The 19,774-nt window shown below is 67.1% G+C and carries 17 protein-coding genes; 5 read left to right on the top strand and 12 right to left on the bottom strand.

What is annotated here, in order from left to right:
• Positions 1–31: 31 nt before the first annotated feature.
• From Q7J58_RS22910 to Q7J58_RS22895, 4 genes are all read left to right on the top strand, one after another.
• Positions 32–1,339 carry an ABC transporter substrate-binding protein gene (locus Q7J58_RS22910; protein WP_304832435.1) on the top strand — a complete coding sequence of 436 codons (1,308 nt, stop codon included), beginning with the start codon at positions 32–34 and terminating at the stop codon, positions 1,337–1,339.
• 69 nt (positions 1,340–1,408) lie between these two features.
• Positions 1,409–2,287 (top strand): sugar ABC transporter permease, encoded by an 879-nt coding sequence (locus tag Q7J58_RS22905; protein ID WP_304832434.1) that lies wholly within the window; start codon positions 1,409–1,411, stop codon positions 2,285–2,287.
• Complete coding sequence (locus Q7J58_RS22900) at positions 2,277–3,134, top strand: carbohydrate ABC transporter permease (protein ID WP_304832432.1); 858 nt, start codon at positions 2,277–2,279, stop codon at positions 3,132–3,134. Before Q7J58_RS22905 ends, Q7J58_RS22900 begins: the two co-directional genes overlap by 11 nt.
• A 10-nt stretch (positions 3,135–3,144) precedes the next feature.
• Entirely contained in the window at positions 3,145–4,221 is a 1,077-nt protein-coding gene (locus Q7J58_RS22895; protein WP_304832430.1) for an ABC transporter ATP-binding protein, read from the top strand.
• 192 nt (positions 4,222–4,413) lie between these two features.
• On the opposite strand, the gene Q7J58_RS22890 is transcribed toward Q7J58_RS22895, so the two are convergent.
• The 11 genes from Q7J58_RS22890 to Q7J58_RS22840 form a co-directional block, all read right to left on the bottom strand.
• Positions 4,414–5,388 (bottom strand): alpha/beta hydrolase, encoded by a 975-nt coding sequence (locus Q7J58_RS22890; protein WP_304832428.1) that lies wholly within the window; start codon positions 5,386–5,388, stop codon positions 4,414–4,416.
• 45 nt (positions 5,389–5,433) lie between these two features.
• Positions 5,434–6,258: an alpha/beta fold hydrolase gene (locus Q7J58_RS22885; RefSeq protein ID WP_304832426.1), complete on the bottom strand. Its 825-nt coding sequence runs from the start codon at positions 6,256–6,258 to the stop codon at positions 5,434–5,436.
• 10 nt (positions 6,259–6,268) lie between these two features.
• The gene (locus tag Q7J58_RS22880) at positions 6,269–6,520 is read right to left on the bottom strand and encodes a hypothetical protein (RefSeq protein WP_304832424.1); all 252 of its coding nucleotides are present in this window, start codon (positions 6,518–6,520) and stop codon (positions 6,269–6,271) included.
• A gap of 37 nt (positions 6,521–6,557) precedes the next feature.
• Positions 6,558–7,757, bottom strand: a complete 1,200-nt coding sequence (locus tag Q7J58_RS22875; protein ID WP_304832423.1) for an ABC transporter substrate-binding protein — start codon at positions 7,755–7,757, stop codon at positions 6,558–6,560.
• Between the two features lie 12 nt (positions 7,758–7,769).
• A complete protein-coding gene (locus Q7J58_RS22870; protein ID WP_304832422.1) occupies positions 7,770–8,537 on the bottom strand; it encodes a coniferyl-alcohol dehydrogenase in 768 nt (255 codons plus the stop codon).
• Positions 8,534–9,514, bottom strand: coding sequence for a branched-chain amino acid ABC transporter permease (locus Q7J58_RS22865; RefSeq protein ID WP_304832420.1), 981 nt, complete (start codon positions 9,512–9,514; stop codon positions 8,534–8,536). The genes Q7J58_RS22870 and Q7J58_RS22865 overlap by 4 nt, the downstream gene beginning before the upstream one ends.
• Positions 9,511–10,431 (bottom strand): branched-chain amino acid ABC transporter permease, encoded by a 921-nt coding sequence (locus Q7J58_RS22860; protein ID WP_304832419.1) that lies wholly within the window; start codon positions 10,429–10,431, stop codon positions 9,511–9,513. Before Q7J58_RS22860 ends, Q7J58_RS22865 begins: the two co-directional genes overlap by 4 nt.
• On the bottom strand, positions 10,428–11,177 hold the full coding sequence (locus Q7J58_RS22855; RefSeq protein ID WP_304832417.1) for an ABC transporter ATP-binding protein: 750 nt from the start codon (positions 11,175–11,177) through the stop codon (positions 10,428–10,430). The genes Q7J58_RS22860 and Q7J58_RS22855 overlap by 4 nt, the downstream gene beginning before the upstream one ends.
• A complete protein-coding gene (locus tag Q7J58_RS22850; RefSeq protein WP_304832415.1) occupies positions 11,174–11,896 on the bottom strand; it encodes an ABC transporter ATP-binding protein in 723 nt (240 codons plus the stop codon). Before Q7J58_RS22850 ends, Q7J58_RS22855 begins: the two co-directional genes overlap by 4 nt.
• Positions 11,897–12,009: 113 nt before the next feature.
• Positions 12,010–13,311 (bottom strand): ABC transporter substrate-binding protein, encoded by a 1,302-nt coding sequence (locus Q7J58_RS22845; RefSeq protein WP_304832413.1) that lies wholly within the window; start codon positions 13,309–13,311, stop codon positions 12,010–12,012.
• Between the two features lie 145 nt (positions 13,312–13,456).
• On the bottom strand, positions 13,457–14,932 hold the full coding sequence (locus Q7J58_RS22840) for a benzaldehyde dehydrogenase (RefSeq protein ID WP_304832412.1): 1,476 nt from the start codon (positions 14,930–14,932) through the stop codon (positions 13,457–13,459).
• A gap of 253 nt (positions 14,933–15,185) precedes the next feature.
• Here Q7J58_RS22840 and Q7J58_RS22835 point away from each other — a divergent pair, with 253 nt between their 5' ends.
• A complete protein-coding gene (locus Q7J58_RS22835) occupies positions 15,186–17,000 on the top strand; it encodes a sigma-54-dependent Fis family transcriptional regulator (RefSeq protein WP_304832410.1) in 1,815 nt (604 codons plus the stop codon).
• Between the two features lie 74 nt (positions 17,001–17,074).
• On the opposite strand, the gene mdeB is transcribed toward Q7J58_RS22835, so the two are convergent.
• Positions 17,075–19,711, bottom strand: a complete 2,637-nt coding sequence (gene mdeB / locus Q7J58_RS22830) for an alpha-ketoglutarate dehydrogenase (RefSeq protein ID WP_304832408.1) — start codon at positions 19,709–19,711, stop codon at positions 17,075–17,077.
• Positions 19,712–19,774 lie beyond the last annotated feature (63 nt).

Here is a 19,774-nt window from a genome sequence, read left to right as displayed (position 1 = left end):
AACGGGCCGCAGGCCCCTCTCGGAGACAGCCATGAAGTTCAATTACACCCTGGGCGCAGCCTTGGTGGCCGCCACGCTGGCCACCGCTTGCGGCAAAAAAGAAGACGTTGCCGCCACCCCGGCGCCCGCTCCCGCTGCGGCACCCGCACCGGCCAAAACCTCGGTCGAGGTGCTGCACTACTGGACCTCGGGTGGCGAAGCCGCTTCGGCATCCGAGCTCAAGAAGATGCTCGAAGCCAAAGGCCACGAGTGGAAAGACTTTGCCGTGGCCGGTGGCGGTGGCGACAACGCCATGACCGTGCTCAAGAGCCGTGCCGTGTCGGGCAACCCGCCCACCGCGGCGCAGGTCAAAGGCCCGGCCATTCAGGAATGGGCCACCGAGGGCATGCTGGCCAGCATCGACAGCGTGGCCCAGGCCGAGAAGTGGGACGAGCTGCTGCCCAAGGTGGTGGCCGATGTGATGAAGGCCAACGGCAGCTATGTGGCCGCTCCGGTCAACGTGCACCGTGTCAACTGGATGTGGGCCAACCCCGAGGTGCTGAAGCAGGCCGGCGTGTCGGGCATGCCCAAAACCTGGGACGAGTTCTTTGTGGCGGCCGACAAGATCAAGAAGTCGGGCAACGTGGCACTGGCCCACGGTGGCCAGAACTGGCAAGACTTCACCGTGTTCGAGTCGGTGGTGTTGGGCGTGGGTGGCGCTGAGTTCTACAACAACGCGTTGGTCAAGCTGGACCCCGCCGCCATTGCCAGCCCCACCATGACCAAGGCGCTGAACACCTTCCGCAAGCTCAAGGGCTACACCGACGCCGCCTCCACCGGGCGCGACTGGAACATGACCACCGCCATGGTGATCGGTGGCAAGGCCGGTTTCCAGTTCATGGGCGACTGGGCCAAGGGCGAGTTCACCGCCGCCGGCCAGAAGCCGGGCGAAGGTTTCCTGTGCGCCGCCGCACCGGGCACGGCCAACGCCTACACCTTCAACGTCGACTCCTTCATCATGTTCAAGCTGAAGGACGCCGGTGCCCAAAAAGCCCAGGCCGATCTGGCCTCGGCCATCCTGAGCACCGAGTTCCAGGAAGTGTTCAACCAGAACAAGGGTTCCATCCCCGTGCGACTGGGCCACAACATGGACAAGTTTGACGATTGCGCCAAGCTCTCGGCCACCGACTTTGTGGCCAGCGCCAAGTCCGGCGGCCTGGTGCCTTCCATTGCCCACGGCATGGCGGTGGACCCGGCCAAAGCCGGTGCCATTCAGGACGCGGTCACGCAGTTCTGGAACGACGACAAGTTGAGCGTGGCCGAGGCGCAGAAGCGCATCGCACAAGCCGCCACCAACTAAAGCGGCTTCCCGAAGCCCCATCAGCGAGTCAGGCACGGGCGCCCCAGGGTGTCCGTGCCAGAACCTCCCATGCCCAAAATACCCGACAACCTCCTGCCCAAGCTGGTACTGGCGCCCGCCTTTGTACTCGGCCTGGCCTTTATTTACGGCTTCATGGTCTGGAACGGGCTGCTGTCCGTGACGGCATCGCGCATGTTGCCCAACTACGAACTGGTGGGGCTGGCCCAGTACGAGCGTCTGTGGGAAATGGACCGCTGGTGGGTCGCCCTGAAGAACCTGGCCATTTTTGGCGTGCTGTATGTCGGCGTGTCGATGGCACTCGGCGTGTTTCTGGCCGTGCTGCTGGACCAGAAGGTGCGCGGCGAAGGCTTCATCCGCACCATCTACCTCTACCCCATGGCCTTGTCGTTCGTGGTGACCGGCACCGCCTGGAAATGGATTTTGAACCCCAGCGAAGGCCTGCAAAAAATGGTGCAGGACATGGGCTGGACCAGCTTTACGTTCGACTGGCTGGTCCAGTCCGACATGGCCATTTACTGCGTGGTGATTGCCGGCGTCTGGCAGTCGGCGGGCTTTGCCATGGCGCTGTTTCTGGCTGGCTTGCGTGGTGTGGACGACAGCATCATCAAGGCCGCACAGATCGACGGTGCTTCCTTGCCCCGCATTTACCTGCGCATCGTGTTGCCCGCCTTGCGACCGGTGTTCTTTTCCACCTTGATGGTGCTGGCCCACCTGGCCATCAAGAGTTTTGACCTGGTGATGGCGCTCACATCGGGCGGCCCCGGCTACGCCACCGACGTGCCCGCCACCTTCATGTTTGCCATGAGCTTTACCCGCGGCCAGATTGGCCTGGGTGCCGCCAGCGCCACCATCATGCTGGTCACCGTGGCGGCGATTGTGGTCCCGTATTTGTACAGCGAGCTGAGGAGCAAACCCCATGACCGCTAGATTCCCTTTTGGGCGCTTTGCGCTCATGACCACGCTGCTGGTGGGTGCCGCCTTCTTTTTGGCACCGCTGTATGTGATGGTGGTCACCTCGCTCAAAGACGCTGACGAAATCCGCAACGGCAATTTGCTGAGCCTGCCCGGCAGTCTGAATTTTTCGGCCTGGGGCCAGGCCTGGTCCACCGCCTGCACCGGCGTGGAGTGCAAAGGCTTGGAGCCGTTCTTCTGGAACTCGGTGTGGATGGCGATTCCCGCCGTGCTGATCTCCACCGTGTGGGGCGCGCTCAACGGCTATGTGTTGAGCCTGTGGAAGTTTCGCGGCAGCGAAACCTTCTTTGGCCTGCTGCTGTTTGGCGTGTTCATGCCGTTTCAGGTGGTGCTGCTGCCCATGAGCCAGGTGCTGGGCTGGATGGGCATTTCCAGCACCATCGGCGGTTTGATCTTTGTGCACTGCCTCGCCGGTCTGCCCAGCACCACGCTGTTTTTCCGCAACTACTACGCCGCCGTGCCGGGTGAATTGCTGAACGCAGCGCGGCTGGACGGAGCGGGTTTTTGGCAAATTTTCTTTCGCATCATCGTGCCCATGTCCACCCCCATCGTCATGGTCACGCTCATCTGGCAGTTCACCCAAATCTGGAACGACTTTCTGTTCGGCGTCGCCTTCAGCGGTGCCGACTCCAAGCCCGTCACCGTGGGCCTGAACAACCTGGCCAACACCACCAGCAGCGTGAAGGCCTACAACGTGGACATGGCCGCTGCCCTCATCGCGGCGCTGCCCACGGTGGCGGTGTATGTGCTGGCGGGTCGGTATTTTGTGCGCGGCCTCACCGCTGGCGCCGTCAAAGGTTAAGGACAACATCATGGCTTCGTCACTCGACATTCAAGGCGTTCGCAAGTGTTTCGGCAAAGGCGACAGGGCGGTGGAGGTGTTGAAAAAAATCGACATCGCCGTCGCACCCGGTGAATTTCTCATCCTCGTCGGCCCCTCGGGCTGCGGCAAGTCCACCCTGCTCAGCATCATTGCCGGGCTGGAAGAACCCACCGAAGGCGCCATCAACATCGCCGGGCGCAACGTGGTGGGCGTGGCCCCGGCGCAGCGCGACATCGCCATGGTGTTCCAGAGCTACGCGCTCTACCCCACCATGAGCGTGGCCGACAACATTGGCTTCGCGCTGGAAATGCGCAAGGTGCCCAAACCCGAGCGCAAAAAACGCATTGACGAAGTGGCCGCCATGTTGCAGATCGAGCACCTGCTGGACCGCCGCCCCAGCCAGCTCTCGGGCGGGCAGCGCCAGCGCGTGGCCATGGGCCGGGCGCTGGCGCGCCAGCCACAGCTGTTTGTGTTTGACGAGCCGCTGTCCAACCTGGACGCCAAGCTGCGCGTGGAAATGCGCGCCGAAATCAAGCGCCTGCACCAGGCCAGTGGCATCACCAGCGTGTACGTGACCCACGACCAGATCGAGGCCATGACGCTGGGCAGCCGCATCGCGGTGATGAAAGACGGCATCCTGCAGCAGCTGGGCACGCCGGACGACATTTACAACCGCCCGGCCAACACCTACGTGGCCACCTTCATCGGTTCGCCCACCATGAACCTCATCGAAGGCCAGTGCCTGGCCGCGTCCAACGGCCACGGGTTCGGCATCCTCGGTACCGAGCTGCCACTGGCCTGCCCGGCCGCCAGCGGCAGCCGCGCGCTGCTGGGCTTGCGGCCCGAACACATCGCCTTCAACGACAGCGCCGCCTGGCGCGGCGAGGTCAGCGTGGTCGAGCCCACCGGCGCCGACACCTACGTCGTCATCAAGACCGCTGCGGGCGACGTCACCGTGCGCACCGCGCCGCAGGTGCGCGTGAACCCCGGTGACCGCGTGGGCCTGGACATCCAGGCCAGCCACGTCAGCTGGTTTGACCAGAAGTCGGGCCAACGCATGGCCTGATGCCCATGGCCGCACCCGCACGGCACCGCCCATCCGCGCGAGACCGGGGTCTGCGGTGGGTCATCGGGTGGGCGGGGGCCGTGTGCTTCACACGGGTTCGCCTTCAAGCGCAGAACCAGGCGGGAGCCGCAGAGAGTGCTGTGGCACGGCAAGGCGAACCAACGCCGTGGTGCGTTTGAAGGCGAACCCGTATCAGTGACCGGTGCCCGGGTTGGCCAACCGGTCCCGCAGCCAGGCGCACAGATCGGCCATCACCTGTGAGCCCACCGGCGACACGGCGGTGAAGTGGATGCAGGCGTGGATGGCGCCCGGGTAGTGGCGGTGTTCGGTGACCACGCCCGATTGCTCGATGCGTTGCGCCAGCGCATGGCCTTCGTCGCGCAGCGGATCGTGGCCCATGGTGGCGACCCAGGTGGCTGGCAGGGTGGCCAGTGTGGGTGCGCTCAGCAGGGCGAAGTCCGGGTGCCGCTTGAGTTCGCTGCGGCCACCCAGGTAGCTGTCCAAGAACCATTGCATGACGCCGAGGGTGAGGAACTTGCCCTCGCCGTTTTCTGCCATCGAGGCGCTGGGCTCGCTGTGGTGCTGCGCCACCGGATAGATCAGGCCCAGGGCGCGCGGTGCGATCGCGCCGGCCGTGCGCAGGCAGGCGACCGTGGCCAGCTGGCCCCCCGCGCTGTCGCCCGCCAGGGCGATGCGCGACGGATCGACGCGCATCGCGGGCGCATGCGCTGCCAGCCACTGCAGCACGCAGACCACATCGTCCACGGCGGCGGGAAACGGGTGCTCCGGCGCGAGCCGGTAGTCCACCGCCACCACCACGGCGCCCACGTTGTGGCACAGGGTGCGGCACACCGTGTCGTGGGTCTCCAGGTCGCCGATCACGAAGCCGCCGCCGTGCACATAGAACAGCGCGGGCAGTGTCCCGGGCGCGTCGGGGTGGTAGATGCGCAGCTTGAGCGGTCCGCCAGGGCCCGCGATCTGGCGGTCCTCCGTGGCGACCACCGGCGGCGGCAAGCCCAGGCCCGCGGCCAGGTCGCGGTAGATCTGGCGCCCGATTTCAGGCGGCAGGGATTCCAGCGGCGGGTTGCCTTGTGCGGCGGCATGGGCCAGAAAACCGGCGAGGCCGGGGTCCATGGGTGCGCTGGGGAGCGTGGTCGTGACAGTCATGGGATCTCCTGGGTCAAGAGGGTGGCGGCAATGCCGGCACAGGGATTACAGAAACCATTTGCGCAGCAGCGCATTGAAAACCTCGGGTTGTTCAAGCTGTGGGGTGTGACCGCAGTCCTGGAGCCGCACCAGTTCCGAGCCCTTGCACAGACCCTGCGCCGTGACGGCGTGGGCGATCGGCAGCACCACATCCTGCTCACCATGAACGATCCGCGTCGGCATGCCCAGGCCACGCAGAATCTGATGTGAACGGGACCAGACCTCCTGTCGCTGGCCGCGCAGCGAGGTCAACGCGCGCAGCAGTTTCAGAAAGTGGGCCCCAGCGCCTGGCCGGTGCACATTGCGCTCGATGGCTGCACGCACCTGCGGCGTGATCGCCTCGGGCTTGAGGACGATGGCCTTGATCTGTTGCGCCACCGCCATGGGGCCGGGCCGGTTCATCAGCTCGCCCAGCCAGGGCAGCGTCATCACTTTGAACGCACCGAACACCTCGGCGCCCAAAGCGGCCGAGTTGCACAGCACCAGGGATGAGACGCGAGCAGGCATCTGGTCGGCCATGCGCAGGGACATGGCCGCCCCCAGCGAGTTGCCCACCAGATGCACCCGGTCAACCCCCAGTTGGTCCAGGAGCTTCCAGGCCACCCCGGCTTGCTCCTCCAGGCGCACGGCGGTGGCGAGTTCATCCGACAGGCCATGTCCGGGCATGTCCCAGGCGATCAGGCGCAAGGCCTGGCCCAGGTCATCGAACTGCCGGTGCCAGAACTCCAGCGACTCGGCAATACCGTGCGTCATCAGCACCGCAGGCCCCGTGCCGCCGCTGTCCCAGTAGCGAACCCTGCCGCCATCGATCAAAACGAATAGGTCGTTCATGGCAGATGCCTCAGACGGAAATGGTGGTCTTGCCCCAGAACTGCGTGCCCTGCGTGCGCGCACGCACACCGGACTCCCTGGCCAGCCTGGCGCTGTCGCCGTGGACGCACGCCCGCACACAGATGCCCGGCGGCGGTGCGGCGCCCGCCAGAGGGTTCTCGGCACCGACGGGATGGGTGGAACCTCCGCCCTCGGTGGCAAACGACGGCGAGGCGGCGGTGAGCAGGGCGGCGGCGCCCATGAGCAGCCAGGTTTTTGTCATGAAGTCTCCTCTGGTGGTTGAAATAAAGGGTGATGAATCAGCGAGCGCCTGTTGCGGCCGTTGCGGCAGTTGCCAGTGGCGGCGCCTGTATCCAGACCGAGGCCGCGATCTTCCAGTGGCCGTTGCGCCAGGTCACAGGCAGGCTGGCGCGGTTGGGGGCATGGGCCTGTGCCTGCCCGACCTGAAACGGCATGCCCAGAAACGAGAGTTCGGTGGCCGGCAGGTCGCGCAAGGCCTGGGCGAAACTTGCGCGGGTGATGGGCCCCTGGATCCGGCGTGCCACGCGCACGAACACCTGCGCCGAGACGTAACCGCCCTGCGCCAGCGCGCTCAGCGGCAGCCCGCCTTGGCGCATGACGCGCTTCCAGTCCAGCATCGCCAGCGACGCGCTCTGCCAGGGTTCGAATTCCGCCATCGCGTACACGCGCGCATTCGGTGAGTGGATGGCTTTGGCCACCCGGTCGGTGTAGGCCGGGGTGAGAAAAATCCAGTCGACGTTTCCCATGCCCTGCTTCTGAGCTGCGTCCAGCCACTGCAGCACGGTGGGCTCATGGCCGGTGAAGACCACGGCACCACAACCGCGCGCCAGGCGCTCACGAACGGCGTCGGCAAAGTTCGCCTCCGGCTGCAGATAGGCAACATCGTCCAGTGCCGACTTCAACGAGGCCTTCAGGCGATCGAGCGATCGCTTGTACCCGGTCGCCATGCCGGGCAGGTCCAGAATGGTCACGCAGACCCGTTGGTGTTTCAGGTTTTCGACCGCAAAGGCCATGGCGTTCTCCAGGCCAAGGTAGGGCCCGTTGTTCATGGGAACGATGTGCGACGAGGCGAAACACTCGGGTGCCACCGATGCACCTTGCAGCGACACCAGACCCGCTTCGGCGTAGGTGGCTGCATTGACGGAGCAGTCGAGCAGCCCCGACCCACCCACCAGCGCAACCACCTCGGGATCTGCCACCAACTTTCTGGCCGCGCTGGCTGCCATGGGGGGTGCCGTGCCTTCATCCAGAGACACGTATTCGATGCGGCGCCCGTTCACGCCACCGGCGGCGTTGACGGCATCAAAGTAGCGCTCGGCCGCTCTGGACGATTCAGGAAAACCAGCCTGGGCCGCAAGCGCACTGACAGCGCCTACGCGAATCGGTCGCTCGCTGCCCTGGGCCCAGGCAGTCAGTGCGCTCGAAGTCGTCCACACGGCGACGGCCAGCGCGTGCCAATGACGTGTTGTTGTGCGCACGGCGGCCTCCGTTCAGATGTAGGTCGAAGCCAGCCCGCCGTCCACCGGCAGGTTGATGCCGCTGACCCAGCGCGACGCGTCGCTGCACAGGAACGCAATCACCGGCGCCACCTCGTCGCTGAAGGCGGGGCGCTTCATGCGGTGCGCGTCTTTCTCCACGCGCTCGTTGCCCAGCATCTGCACGAAGTCGCCCAGGATGGGCGTGAACACCGGGCCGGGGGCCACGCAGTTCATGCGGATGCCGCGTTCCAGGAACACCTTCTGCGACTGGGTGTAGGTCCAGACGATCAGCGCTTCCTTGAAGTACTGGTAGCAGGTCTCCTGCGGCACCGGGTGCTGGGCGAGCCAGGCGGCGCCGGCCTCGAAGCTGGGCGTGGCGCCGAGCTCGCGGTGCGGTTCCAGTCGGGCCGGCCATTCGGCACCCAGGATGGACGAGATGTTGACGACCGAGCCGCCTTCGCCCATGCGCTCCATCACGCGCTGCGTGAAGTGGCGCAGGCCCAGGAAGTTGACCTGGCCCACCAGCTCGGCGGGCGCCGTGCCGGGCACACCGGCGATGTTGGCCAGCGCGTCGATGTGCGCGGGCAGTTGGGCCATGGCCGCGTCGATGGCCGCCGGGTCGCCCAGGTCGATCTTGACGAAACCGTCCAGCGTGAGCATGGGGTCGTTGCGGTCCACGCCGATCACGCGCGCGCCCTGCAGACGGGCCAGCTTGGCGAAGTCCGAGCCGATGCCCGAGCCGCAGCCCGTGACGACGATGGTTTTTCCTTGGAGGTTCATGGGGCAGTCCTTTCTTGGGGGGTGGAGAGGGAAGAAGAAACGTGAGGCCGGGTGAAGAGCCGCGACAAACGGGGACTCAGCGCGCCCCACAGCCCTTGCGGCAGAAACAGCGCGCAGCCGGCGGCGGCCGCGCCCAGGCCAGCGAGGTACCAGGCGCCGAAGTCGCCCATGAATTCCTGCAGCGCAAACAGCAGCAGCGCGCCGATGTAGGGGCCGGGCCCGCTGCGCAGGCCGCCCACCAGCACCATGAACAGCATCAGCACCGACCACTGCACGCCGAAGTTGGTGCGCGGCAGGAAGGTGATGGCGCTGGCCAGCCAAGCCACGCCGGCCAGCGCCGCACCGAACGCGGCCAGCACATAGATCGCCTGGCGGGTGCGCAGCACGCGCACGCCCAGCGAGGCGGCGGCCTCGTCGTCGTCACCAATGGCCCGGGCGGCGGTGCCCACGTGGCTGCGCAGCAGCACGGCCATGGCCAGCGCCATGCCGGCCAGCGCGGCCAGCGCGAACCAGTAGCCGATGCTGCGGCGCAGCTCGGGCTCCACCGCGTTGAGCGCGATCAGCGAGGTGCCGGTTTCGCCCTGGATCAGCGGGTCCAGCATCACGAGGATGCGGATCACCTCGGCCACGACCCAGGTGCCGATGGCGAACTCGCCCTCTTTCAACCGCAGCACGTAGAACGACAGCACCCAGGCCAGCAGCGCCGCCCCCAGGGCGCCGGCCAGCAGCGCGGGGTAGGCCGGCAGGCCGCCGTCCACCAGGCGCAGTGCCAGGTAGCCACCCAGGCCAAAGAACGCTTGCTGGCCCACCGACACCAGACCCGCGTAACCGGCCATCAGGTTCCAGGTGGTGGCCAGCAGCATGTAGATGAAGAGCGTGGTGAGCTTGTCCACCACCGAGGCGCCCGCAAAGGCCGGCACGCAGGCCAGCAGCAGCACGGCGGCGAACGCCACGCCGAATTGTTTGCTCGTGTTCATGCGCGCACCGCCTTTCGTGCACTCGCATGGCGCCAGCGCGGCAACGCAGGGCTGCCCAATTGGTGGCGGTGCTGGCGCCACAGGCGCGCGCCCAGCACGGCCAGAAACAGCAGGTGGCCGGCGAGCTGGAAGCCCTGCGGTGACCACAGCGCGCCCAGGCTCTGCGCCACGCCCAGCAACACACCGCCCAGCAGCGTGCCCCACAGCGACCCGATGCCGCCGATGACCACCGCCTCGAAGGCCTGGATCAGCAGCATCGGCCCGCCATAGGGTTCCACCGTGGCCTGCATGGCCAGCAGCGCGCCGGCCAGCCCGGCCAGGGCCACCGCAATGGCGGCGGCCGCGCGGTGCACGCGCGTGGCGTCCACACCGCACAACGCAGCGGCCTCGGGGTCGCTGGCGGCGGCGCGGATGGCGCGGCCCAGCCGGGTGTAGCTGAGCATGAGTTGAAGCCCGGCCAGCACCGCCACCGCGATCACGAAAATGATCACCGGCAACTGGCCGACGATGATGCCGCCGGGCAACTCCCAGCTGGCCCAGGCCAGATCGCCCAGCGCGTTGCCCAGCGAGCGCGCCTCGGAGCCGAACACGCCGTACAGCGCGTTCTGCAGCACCGCGCCCAGACCGAAGGTGACCAGCAGCGGCAGCAGGATGCCGGCACGCAGCGTGCGGGCAAACAGCCAGCGCTGCAGGCCGATGCCCACCAGCGCCATCACCGGCAGCACCAGCGCCAGTGCCAGCCAGGGCGAGAGGCCGAAACGTTCGGTGAGCGCGAGCACGCCAAAAGCACCGACGATGGCCAGGTCGCCGTGCGCGAGGTTGATGATGCGCATGACGCCGAACATCAGGGACAGGCCGGCCGCGAGGATGGCGTAGAAGCCCCCCAGCAGCAGGCCCTGGATCAGGGCTTCGATCATGCTTGTGTCTCCATGGGGCGCTCGGCCTGAACGTCGACTTCAACGCCGAAATACGCCGCCGTGACGGCTTCGCGGGTGAGGGAATCCGCAGGGCCCTGCAGCACGATGCGGCCCTCGCGCAGGCACAACACGCGGTCGGCGAAGGCCATGGCGCGCGACAGGTCCTGCTCCACCAGCAGCAGGCTGGTGCGCCCGGCCTCGCGCAGGTGGGCCAGGTTGCGGTAGACCTCTTCCACCGCCAGCGGCGACAGGCCCAGCGACACCTCGTCGAGCAGCAGCACGTCGGGGTTGGTCATGAGTGCGCGGCCAATGGCGGCGGCCTGGCGCTGGCCACCGGAGAGCGCGCCAGCCGGCCGGTCGATGATGGGTGGCAGTGCGGGCAGCGCGTCCAGCACCTTCTGGATCGTCCAGTCACCCGCCCGACCGTGGTCGCCCGCCACGCGCAGGTTCTCGCGCACGCTCATGTCGTCAAACAGGCGCCGACCTTCGGGCACCATGGCCAGGCCGCGCCGCACGCGCTGGTGGGCCAGCAGCGCGGTGATGTCCGTGCCGTCGAGCATCACCCGCCCCGCGGCGCTGGGGTGCACGCCCGCCAGGCAACGCAGCAGCGTGGTCTTGCCCGCGCCGTTGGCGCCGATCAGGGCCACCACCTCGCCGCGCGCGATGGAAAAGCCCAGGTCGCGCACGGCGACCAGCTGGCCGTGCGCCGCGCGCAGGCCTTGTACGTCCAGCAGTGACTCGCTCATGCTGCGACGCCTCCGAGGTAGGCACTCATCACGAGCGGATTGGCCATCACCTCGTGGGGCGCGCCTTCGGCCAGCACGGCCCCGGCGTCCATGCAGACCAGGCGGTTGATCACGCGCAGCAGCGCATGCAGCACGTGTTCGATCCAGACGATGGTCAGGCCGTCGTCGCGCAGCGTGCCGATGAGGTCCACGAGCAGGTGCAGTTCACCCTCGGTGAGCCCGCCGCCGATCTCGTCGAGCAGCAGCACCGTGGGCCGGGTGGCCAGGGTGCGCGCGAGTTCCAGGCGCTTGCGGTCCAGCAGGCCCAGCGTGGCAGTGGGTCGCGCCGCCAGCGCGCCCAGGCCCACGCGGTCCAGCGCGTCTTGCGCCTGTTTCACGGCCGCCGCGCCGCGCAGGGCCGCGCCGTGTTGCGCGGCCACCAATGTGTTCTCCAGCACCGACATGCCCAGGAAGGGGCGCGGCACCTGGTGCGTGCGCGCGATGCCGTGGCGGCAGCGCGTGGCCGCGGTCCAGGCGCTGATGTCCTGGCCTTCAAAGTGCACCACCCCTTCGGTGGCCGGCAGCGTGCCGGCCAGCACGCCGAACAAGGTGGTCTTGCCCGCGCCGTTCGGCCCCACCACACCCAGCGCCTCACCGCGCCGGATCGTGATGTCCACACCGTGCAGCACCTGCAGGCTGCCAAAGCGCTTGACGATGCCTTTACCGCTCAAGAGATCCATGATGGTTTTCAATCGAAGAATGGAAAGAGAAGAGAAAAATGCCCGCGCGGGCGGAAACAAGCGTGCTGTGGTTTGGCGCCTTCCCCCAGCGGGGGAAGGCGCCAGTCACGGAGTCAGCCCTTGCCCATCGCGTAAGCACTCATCTTTGCGGTGGTCGCCACACGCGGGTGGTCCGCGTTGGAGACGATCTCGATGTCGAACTTCGCCTTCGAGCCCGGCTTGGCACGCACCCACTGCACGCCCACCAGACCGGTGGGGGTGCAGTTGGGCACCGGGCCGGCGGTGAAGTCCACCAGGCCCACGGCGGTCTCTGCTTTCAGCGTGGCCAGTGCCTGCGCCATCGCCGTGCGGTCCTTGGGGTTGGGGCAGGCGCGCACGGCGGCCAGCGCGGCGTCGAACAACGAGGCGGTGGCGCCGAGCTGCTGGTTCCAGGCCTTGCCGCTGGCTTTCTCGTAACTGGCCGCCAGTTGCTCGCAGCTCAGGCCGGTGGCCGACGACTGGAACGGGAAACTGCGGTGCCAGTAGGCGCCGGCGTGCAGGCCGTGGCCCAGCGTGCCCAGCGCGTCCAGCTCGGCGGCGAACAGACCGGCCTTGGCCAGCTGCACCACCTTCACCTGCTGTGCCAGGCCGCGTTGCGCCGCCTGGCGCCAGAACACCGCGAAGTCGGGCGGGAAGGGGAAGGTGTTGAAGATCTCCACGCCTTCCTTCTTGAACAGCGCGATCTGGGCCGAGAAGTCGGCCACGCCGTTCTGGTACGGGCCGGCGTCGACCACGGTGAAGCCGGCCTTCTGCAGCGCCGGAATCAGCAGGCCGCGGATCGCGTTGCCGTCGGCGTCGGCCGGCAGCAGCATGCCCACTTTCTTGTTGGTGGGCACCTTGCTCCACTGGTCGGCATACAGCTTGGCGAAGTTGCCCACGCCGAAGGAGAAGTGGTAGGTCCACTTGAACGGCGAAGGCTCGCCCGGCTTGGCGCCGCGACCGAAGTAGAACGCCTCCCACGGCGAGGTGGTGGACAGCGCCGGAATGCCGGCGGCCTCGCAGGCATCGGCCACCGGGTTCACCGTTTCCGGCGTGGAGGTGGACAGCACCAGGTCCACCTTGTCGCTGTTGATCAGCTCTTTGGCCACCTGCGCGGCGCGCACCGGGTTGGACTGCGTGTCCTTGTGGATGAACTCCACCTTGAGGCGCTTGCCACCGGCGTCCACGCCGCCGGCCACGGTCTTGCGCACGAGGTCCAGCACATGGCCGTCGCCCTCGCCGAAGATGCCCAGAGGGCCCGAGGTGGGGCTGACCACGCCGATGCGCAGCGTGTCGCTCTGGGCAAATGCCAGCATGGGCAGCGCGGCACCGGCGGCGGTGGCCACACCGGCGCGCAGCACGTCGCGGCGGCCGAAGTTCGTTTGTGTTTTGTTCATGTTTGTCTCCTCGTTGTTGGGGATGATTCGGGTGAATCGGCTCTTTTCCGTGGTGCCGGAGCACCACCCCAGGGCACCGCCGGGCCGGCTTTGCCGGACGGCCAGTGCCGCCCCCTGGGTAGCGCGAAGCGCTGCGGGGGGTGCTTCAGAAGGGGAAAGCCGGCGGCGCGTCCTTCACCGTGATCCACTGCCACTGCGTGTACTCGTCGATGTCGGCCGGGCCGCCCACGCTGCCGCCGTTGCCACCGATGCCGGGGCCGCCAAACGGGTTGGTGCACTCGTCGCAGACGGTCTGGTCGTTGATGTGGACCATGCCGGCGCGCAGGCGCTGGCCGATGGCCAGGGCGCGGCTGATCGAGGGGCTGATCACCGCAGCGGCCAGGCCGCCCTGGCTGGTGTTGGCCAACTGCACGGCTTCGTCATCGGTGCTGAAGGTGACCAGGTTGACCACCGGGCCGAAGGGCTCTTCGTCGAACGAGCGGATGCCGGGCTTCACGCCCGAGAGCACCGTGGGCTTGTAGCAAAGGCCCTCGTAGGTGCCGCCGGCTTCGAGCACGGCGCCCTGCTTCACGCTGTCCTGGATCACGTCGTCGAAGTGCTTCAACTGCTTGGCGTCGATCATCGGGCCCAGGGCCACCTGGCCGCTGGCGCCGTCGCCCACCGGCAGGTGCGTGGCCTTGCCGACCATGCGCGCCTTGAAGCCTTCGGCAATGGACTCGTGCACCAGGATGCGGTTGGAGGCCATGCAGATCTGGCCCTGGTGGAACCAGGCGCCGAACGCGGCGGCGCTGGCGGCGGCGTCCAGGTCGGCGTCTTCCAGCACGATCAGGTTGTTGGCGCCACCCAATTCCAGCGACACCTTCTTCAGGTGCTCACCGGCCAGCGCGCCGATGCGGCGGCCCACGCCGGGCGAACCGGTGAAGGCGATCATGGGCACACGCGGGTCGACCACCAGCGCTTCGCCCGCTTCGGCGTCGCCCGGCAACACCTGCAGCAGGCCCTTGGGCAGGCCGGCTTCTTCAAACACGCGGGCGATGATGAAACCACCGCTCACAGGCGTGCGCGTGTCGGGCTTGAGCACCACCGCGTTGCCCAGCGCCAGCGCCGGGGCCACCGCGCGCAGGCTCAGGATCAGCGGGAAGTTGAACGGCGAGATCACGCCCACCACGCCGTGCGGCACGCGCCGCGCGAGCGACATCCGGCCGGCTGCGCTGGGCAGTATCTGGCCCTGGGCCTGCATGGGCAGGCCGGCGGCCAGGTGGCACAGCGTGATGGACTCGTTCACCTCGTGCTGGCCCTTGGGCACGATGCCGCCGGTTTCGCGGGCAATCGTCATGGCCAGTTCGCCAAAGTGCTGCTGGAAGAGGGCGGCGGCGCGGTGGAACACGGCCGAGCGTTCGCGTGGGCCCATGGCGGCCCAGGCGGGCTGGGCCGCTTGCGCACGGCCGATGGCGGCACGCATGTCGGCCGCACTGGCAATGCCCACCCTGGACAGCACCTGGCCAGTGGCCGGCTCCTTCACGTCGCGCACGCTGCTCAGCGCGGTGGTCCACTGGCCGTCAAAGGCCTTGCCGTCCCAGAGGCTGCTGTCGAGCCAGGTCAGTTGTTCGCTCACACCCATGATTCATCTCCTGTTGAACTTGAACGCCACCAAGCGGTGGGTGCCACAGGAACTGCAACGGGCGTACCAGCCCGTTCACACAACCGGCTTTCGGGCGGTTGAAAAGCCGTGTTTTTCAGAGGCGAAGATCGGGAGTTTCCCTAGGGTGAAAAACGGCGGTCTGGGCTGTTCGAAACCCTTCCGCATATTTATGATGGGTAACCAAATTTGATGTTTGAATTTTCACCAAACATCAAATAATTCACCTTCACCCATGCCCAAAAAGCGCATTTCCCTGGCCGAACTGGCCCGCATCGCGAACGCGCGGCAGGCCGAAGCGGGGCCCTCAGGCGCGCCCTTGCCCCTGGCAGGTTTTGACGCCACCAACATCAGCCAGGCCGGCCACCCCACCGTGGCCGATCTGAGCGAGTGCCTGTTCTTCTCGCCGGGCGACGGCCGCATCTGGCTGCAGGACCATCGCATGGTGCTGCTGCACACGGAAGCCATGGGGTCGCTGCGGCGCGAGCTGATCGACAGCATTGGTCTGGACAAGGCGCGCGGCCTGCTCACGCGGGCAGGCTACGTGAGCGGTGCGCGCGATGCCCAGATGGTGCGACAACAGTGGCCCGACGCCGACCCGACCTCGGTCGCGCTCGCCGGCACGCGCCTGCACGCACTGGAGGGCATGGTCAAGGTGGAGGTGGTGCACGTCAGCTACGACGCGATTTCGGGCGCTTACGACGGCGAGTTCCTCTGGCACAACGCCAGCGAAGACGACGAACACATTGCCGCCTACGGCGTGGGCGGATCGCCCGCCTGCTGGATGCAGGTGGGCTATGCCACGGGCTATGTGAGCACCTTGTTCGGGCGCCTCATCGTGTTCCGCGAGGTGAATTGCCGCTCGTCGGGTGATGCGCATTGCCGCGTCATCGGGAGGTCGGCCGAGCTCTGGGACGATGTGCAGCAAGACCTGCGTTTCCTGAACGTGCAGTCCTTTGTGGGCACCGCTTCAGCCGATCCGCAGGTGGCTCCGATTGTCGATCTCAAAGCGTACGCCGCCGCCAACCCGGGCCCGGACCCGACCATGGTCGGCGCGTCGTCCTCGTTCAACGCGGCCTGCCACATGCTGCGCCGCGTGGCACCCACCACGGCCACCGTGCTGTTCACCGGCGAGTCCGGCGTGGGCAAGGAAATGTTCGCCAGCACCCTGCACCGCATCAGCCCGAGGGCCGATCAACCCTTTGTGGCCATCAACTGCGCAGCCATACCCGAAACGCTGATGGAGTCCGAGCTGTTTGGCGTGGAGCGCGGCGCCTACACCGGCGCGGGCACCTCGCGCGCCGGGCGTTTTGAACGCGCGAACGGTGGCACGCTGTTTCTGGACGAGGTGGGCACGCTGAGCTTTGTGGCCCAAGGCAAGCTGCTGCGCGCACTGCAGGAGGGCGAAGTGGAACGCGTGGGCGGCAGCAAGACCATCCCGGTGGACGTGCGCGTGATCGCCGCCACCAACGTGGACCTGCGCCAGGCCGTGCGCCAAGGCCACTTCCGCGAAGACCTGTTCTTTCGCCTCAACGTCTTCCCCATCCACCTGCCGCCGCTGCGCGACCGGCGCGACGACATTCCGCTGCTGATGAGCCATTTCCTCACGCACTACAACCGGCGCCACCGCCGCAGCGTGGCCGGCTTCAGCCAGGCCGCCGTGAAGGCCATGTACAACTACGGCTTCCCCGGCAACATCCGCGAGCTGCAGAACCTGGTGGAGCGCGGCGTGATCCTGGTGGGCGACGGCGAGGCGATCGAGGTGCACCACCTGTTCAGCAGCGGCGAGGCGCTCGCGCAGGACGTGTTGTCGCTGGCCTGGCGCGAAGACGGTCCAGCCACACTCAACCTGCGCGGCGCAGCGAAGGCACCCGACGAGCGAACGGCAGCGAACGGTGCCCCAGGCGGCCCGCTGGAGCAGGCCGAGCTGGCCCTGCTGCGCCAGGCCATCCGCCGCAGCGGCGGCAATCTGTCGGCAGCAGCGCGTGATCTGGGGGTGAGTCGGGCGACGGTGGCGTACCGGGCGAAGAAGTTCGGGTTGGCGGTTTGATTTTTCCGATGTGACTTGGCTCCTTCCCCCAGCGGGGGAAGGAGCCAGTCAGGGCCGATGAAAGCAGAAGCCGTTCAGACCGCAGACGATCCCACCGCCCCCAACGCCACCTTCACAATACTCGCCGCATCCACCTCAAAATACGCCCGCAACGCCGCCCGCGTATCACTGCGCCCAAAGCCGTCGGTGCCCAGCGTCAAAAAGCGCCGGCCCTCAGGCACAAAAGCCCGCACACTCTCCGGCACCGCCCGCACATAGTCGGTCGCCGCAACCACAGGCCCTTCGCCACGCGCCAGCAGCTGCGTGATGTACGGCACCCCCTCACAAGCCATCCCGTTTCGCGCCAACTCACTCCAACTGGTAATACTGAACACATCCACCCCCACACCCTGCTCAGCCAGTTGCAGCGCCGCCTTCACCACCTCGGTGAAGATCGCACCCGAGCCCAGCAACGCTACGCGCTGCCCACCCTGCGGCCCGTAGCTGCCGAAGTGATAGCCCCCGCGCAGCACACCCTCAGCCGCCCCTTCAGGCAGATCCGGGTTGGCGTAGTTCTCGTTCATCAGCGTGACGTAATAAAACACGTCCTTCTGCTCCACCAGCATCTCGCGCATGCCGGCGTCCACGATCACCGCCAGCTCACCCGCAAACGCCGGGTCGTAGGCCTTGCAGTTGGGTATGGTGGCCGCCACCAGGTGGCTGCTGCCGTCCTGGTGCTGCAGGCCTTCACCGCCCAGCGTGGTGCGGCCTGAAGTGGCGCCCAGCAGGAAACCGCGCGAGCGCTGATCGGCCGCAGCCCAGATGGCGTCGCCCACGCGCTGGAAGCCGAACATGGAGTAGTAAATGTAGAACGGCAACATGGCCAGGCCGTGCACGCTGTAGCTGGTGGCTGCGGCCGTCCAGCTCGCCAGCGCACCGGCTTCGCTGATGCCTTCTTCCAGAATCTGCCCTTCCAGCGCTTCGCGGTAACTCAGCACCGAGCCGATGTCTTCCGGCGCGTAGCGCTGGCCCACGCTGCTGTAGATGCCCACCTGCTTGAACAAATTGGCCATGCCGAAGGTGCGCGCCTCGTCGGCCACGATGGGCACGATGCGCGGCCCCAGCGCCGGGTCTTTCAGCAGCGTGCCCAGCATGCGCACAAAAGCCATGGTGGTGCTCATCTCCTTGCCGTCGGCCTTCAGCGCGAACTGCGCGTAGGCGTCGATGGACGGCACCGGCACCGCCTCGCACGCAGTCTCGCGCCGGGGCATGGCGCCGCCGAGCGCCGCGCGGTGCTCGCGCAGGTAGCGCATCTCGGCGCTGTCTTCCGCAGGTTTGAAGAAGGCCAGGCCCTTGGCCTGCTCATCAGACAGCGGCAGGTTGAAGCGGTTGCGGAATTCGATCAGGTCGCCCTCGTCGAACTTCTTCTGGCTGTGCGTGGTCATCTTGCCCTGGCCGGCCGCGCCCATGCCGTAGCCCTTCTTGGTCTGCGCCAGGATCACCGTGGGCTGGCCGCTGTGCGCGGCGGCGGCCGCGTACGCGGCGTGGATCTTCACCAGGTCGTGGCCGCCGCGCTTCAGGCGGTCAATCTGCTCGTCCGTCATGCCCTGGGCCAGGGCCGCCAGATCGGGGTTCTGGCCGAAGAAGTTGTCGCGGTTGAAGCGGCCGTCCTTGGCGGCGAAGGTCTGCATCTGGCCGTCCACCGTGTTGGCAAAGGCGCGCACCAGGGCGCCGGTGGTGTCGCGCGCAAACAGGCCGTCCCAGTCGCTGCCCCACACCAGCTTGATCACGTTCCAGCCCGCGCCAGCGAACAGCTTTTCCAGCTCGTCGATGATGCGGCCGTTGCCGCGCACCGGGCCGTCCAGCCGCTGCAGGTTGCAGTTGACCACCCACACCAGGTTGTCCAGCTTCTCGCGCGCGGCCAGCGTGAGCGCGCTCATGCTCTCGGGCTCGTCCATCTCGCCGTCGCCGAACACGCCCCACACCTTTCGGCCGGTACAGTCGAGCAGACGCCGGTGCGTCAGGTAGTGCATGAAACGCGCGTGGTAGATCGAACTGATCGGGCCTATGCCCATGGAGCCGGTGGGGAACTGCCAGAAGTCCGGCATCAAATACGGATGCGGGTAGCTGGACAGGCCTTGCGCGCCCTGTCCGGGCGCCGACAGCTCCTGCCGGTAAAAGCCCAGGTCTTTCTCGTCGAGACGGCCTTCGAGGTAGGCGCGTGCATAAACCCCAGGTGCGCTGTGCGGCTGGAAAAAAACCAGGTCGCCGCGGTGCTGGCCCTCACCCAGCCCTTCGCGTGCGTGAAAGAAGTGGTTGAAGCCGGTTTCAAACAGATCGGCCGCGCTGGCATAACTGGCGATGTGGCCGCCCAGTTCGGCCGATCCACCCGATTCGGCCTGGTTGGCGCGCACTACCATGGCCAGGGCGTTCCAGCGCATCAGCGAGGCCAGGCGTTCCTCGATCGCGAGGTCGCCGGGGAACACCGGCTGCTCGTTGACGCTGATGCTGTTGACGTAAGGCGTGGACAGTTCCGGGGTCCAGCCGACGCGCTGCTCGCGCGCCAGCCGCGCCAGTTCGTCGAGCACAAAACGCGCGCGTTCCGGCCCTTGCGTCGCGGCCAGCGCGGTGAAGGCTTCACGCCACTCGGTGGTTTCCTGGGGGTCGGTGTCGGGCTGCGCTGCGGTGGGCATGGCATGCAGCAGGGTTTGCAGGGGCAGGGGTGCGTTCATGCACTGAATATACGGACAGAGCCGCAGCATGAGTCACCAAGATGCGTCAATCTCGGGATTTAT

Source organism: Hydrogenophaga sp. (assembly GCF_030656115.1).
Taxonomy (GTDB): domain Bacteria; phylum Pseudomonadota; class Gammaproteobacteria; order Burkholderiales; family Burkholderiaceae_C; genus Hydrogenophaga.
The sequence above is the reverse complement of the archived record's forward strand: the minus strand, read 5'-3'. Positions and strand labels throughout refer to the sequence as shown.

Coding starts and splice junctions, on each gene's coding strand:
- Q7J58_RS22910 (WP_304832435.1), top strand. CDS start 32: ATGAAGTTCAATTACACCCTGGGCGCAGCCTTGGTGGCCGCCACGCTG.
- Q7J58_RS22905 (WP_304832434.1), top strand. CDS start 1,409: ATGCCCAAAATACCCGACAACCTCCTGCCCAAGCTGGTACTGGCGCCC.
- Q7J58_RS22900 (WP_304832432.1), top strand. CDS start 2,277: ATGACCGCTAGATTCCCTTTTGGGCGCTTTGCGCTCATGACCACGCTG.
- Q7J58_RS22895 (WP_304832430.1), top strand. CDS start 3,145: ATGGCTTCGTCACTCGACATTCAAGGCGTTCGCAAGTGTTTCGGCAAA.
- Q7J58_RS22890 (WP_304832428.1), bottom strand. CDS start 5,388: ATGACTGTCACGACCACGCTCCCCAGCGCACCCATGGACCCCGGCCTC.
- Q7J58_RS22885 (WP_304832426.1), bottom strand. CDS start 6,258: ATGAACGACCTATTCGTTTTGATCGATGGCGGCAGGGTTCGCTACTGG.
- Q7J58_RS22880 (WP_304832424.1), bottom strand. CDS start 6,520: ATGACAAAAACCTGGCTGCTCATGGGCGCCGCCGCCCTGCTCACCGCC.
- Q7J58_RS22870 (WP_304832422.1), bottom strand. CDS start 8,537: ATGAACCTCCAAGGAAAAACCATCGTCGTCACGGGCTGCGGCTCGGGC.
- Q7J58_RS22865 (WP_304832420.1), bottom strand. CDS start 9,514: ATGAACACGAGCAAACAATTCGGCGTGGCGTTCGCCGCCGTGCTGCTG.
- Q7J58_RS22860 (WP_304832419.1), bottom strand. CDS start 10,431: ATGATCGAAGCCCTGATCCAGGGCCTGCTGCTGGGGGGCTTCTACGCC.
- Q7J58_RS22855 (WP_304832417.1), bottom strand. CDS start 11,177: ATGAGCGAGTCACTGCTGGACGTACAAGGCCTGCGCGCGGCGCACGGC.
- Q7J58_RS22850 (WP_304832415.1), bottom strand. CDS start 11,896: ATGGATCTCTTGAGCGGTAAAGGCATCGTCAAGCGCTTTGGCAGCCTG.
- Q7J58_RS22845 (WP_304832413.1), bottom strand. CDS start 13,311: ATGAACAAAACACAAACGAACTTCGGCCGCCGCGACGTGCTGCGCGCC.
- Q7J58_RS22840 (WP_304832412.1), bottom strand. CDS start 14,932: ATGGGTGTGAGCGAACAACTGACCTGGCTCGACAGCAGCCTCTGGGAC.
- Q7J58_RS22835 (WP_304832410.1), top strand. CDS start 15,186: ATGCCCAAAAAGCGCATTTCCCTGGCCGAACTGGCCCGCATCGCGAAC.
- mdeB (WP_304832408.1), bottom strand. CDS start 19,711: ATGAACGCACCCCTGCCCCTGCAAACCCTGCTGCATGCCATGCCCACC.